The 1629-nt window shown below is 36.2% G+C and carries 2 protein-coding genes; one reads left to right on the top strand and one right to left on the bottom strand.

The annotated features are described in order from the left end of the window. Position 1: 1 nt before the first annotated feature. A complete protein-coding gene (locus BMG01_RS10425) occupies positions 2 to 418 on the top strand; it encodes a hypothetical protein (protein WP_233127305.1) in 417 nt (138 codons plus the stop codon). A 557-nt stretch (positions 419 to 975) separates the two neighbouring features. On the opposite strand, the gene BMG01_RS10420 is transcribed toward BMG01_RS10425, so the two are convergent. Then, positions 976 to 1629, bottom strand: a 654-nt coding sequence (locus BMG01_RS10420; protein WP_084013493.1) for an IS3 family transposase, incomplete at its 5' end; no start/stop codon positions are given.

Raw genomic sequence — 1629 nt, 5'->3', positions numbered from 1 at the left:
AATTAAAATGAATCACACAAAAACTAAACAAGTAGAAGCCGTTTTGAAGCAATATCCTTATTTTAATTTATTAGAAAGGGAACGTAGAACAGAAATAGAGCAGTCAAAAGGTGAAATTGATGAAAATATTGGAGGTGGAAGAAGTGGCTTTTCAGAAAATCACGCACATGAAAACAAAGCGATTAAATTTTCCGATGATCCTATCATTTCTACAATTAGGCATAATCGCGCGGTAATTGATAAGTTTATAGCTCAACTAGATGATTACCAGATAAAAATTGTTGAAATGTCATACTTTCAAAGATTCAATCGCTATGACGTTGTTAAAATTGCAAAAGTTGCTAACGTCAGCAGAGCCACGGTATTTAGGTTTCGCAAACGATTTGTTGCTCAACTGTATACGTTGCTAAAGTTATGAGTAAAGAACAGACAGAAAAAATAGTAGATTTTCTAACCAAAAATGATCAAGAAGTTACGAAAGAATTGATTGATTACGTAAAATCTATTGGTCAATATGGTTGGCGCCGCGATTAGTGGGTTCGAATCCCACAGTTGTGATATGGTTAGTCATTAGTCGTTAAATATAAGCTGTACTTATAGATTAGTTCCAGATGACTAACCAAGACCGTTACACCGAACGGTCGTAAATTACACACGCTTCGGAAAAAGCTACTGTGTATGTAAAAATACGATAGGTTGGAATATCTATCATTATGGCAGGTGGCGGAATAGGTAGACGCTAGACTATAAGATATTGTACTGTCCGGGGTCTGGATAGTTAGCTAGAATCAATATCATGTAAGGTGCAAATCCTTACCCTGTCAATTGGTTAGTGTTTATCCTAAATAAAAGCACAAGCGGTTATTTGCTTATCCTAACTATTTTTGTTAAAAAGCATACTATGATTCAGTTACCACCATAGCGACTGCTCATAAGTCAATAATTCGGAATGTTTTTTATCTAGGGCTGAACTGATTAGGCAACTTTTATTTTTTGATTGGCAAGACTGATTCTTTCGTTGTTGAACCAATGAATATACTTGGACACATCTAAAATTAGATGTGCAATCGATGGAAACCGGAATTGATAAATCATTTCACGCTTTAATAGGGAGTGAAAACTTTCAATTTTGGCATTATCATATGGATGTCCTAGTTTTGAATACGAATGATCAATTTTATGTCGCTTTAACAAATTTTCAAAGCCAAAACTAGTGAACTGACTGCCCATATCAGTATGTAAATAATTTGGTTTTTTATCAGTTGACAGCGATCTTTGTAGTGTTGTAACTACCAATTTGGTATCCATCGTGGCACTGATTTGATGGGCTAATATCTTACGCGTTTGTAACTCTAAAACTGACGCTAAATAGACCCACTGACCATTACTCAACTTTAAATAAGTGATGTCCATGCTCCAAGCATTGGCTTCGGGTAAATGCCTGATTAAGTTGGGACGTTGACGATAATCAACAGTTGTCGTTGGTTTGTTAAATCGACGAGTCATGACAGAGTATATGCCAGCTTCTCGCATTAAACGACGAACTCGGTTGGTTCCATGATGCAAATTCAGATCAGCTAATGCTAATCGCAGACGTGGCGCGCCATAAGCTTTATAGTTATTTTGCCA

This window comes from Leuconostoc sp. BM2 (assembly GCF_002095565.1).
GTDB classification, from domain to species: Bacteria; Bacillota; Bacilli; order Lactobacillales; family Lactobacillaceae; genus Leuconostoc; species Leuconostoc falkenbergense.
The sequence above is the reverse complement of the archived record's forward strand: the minus strand, read 5'-3'. Positions and strand labels throughout refer to the sequence as shown.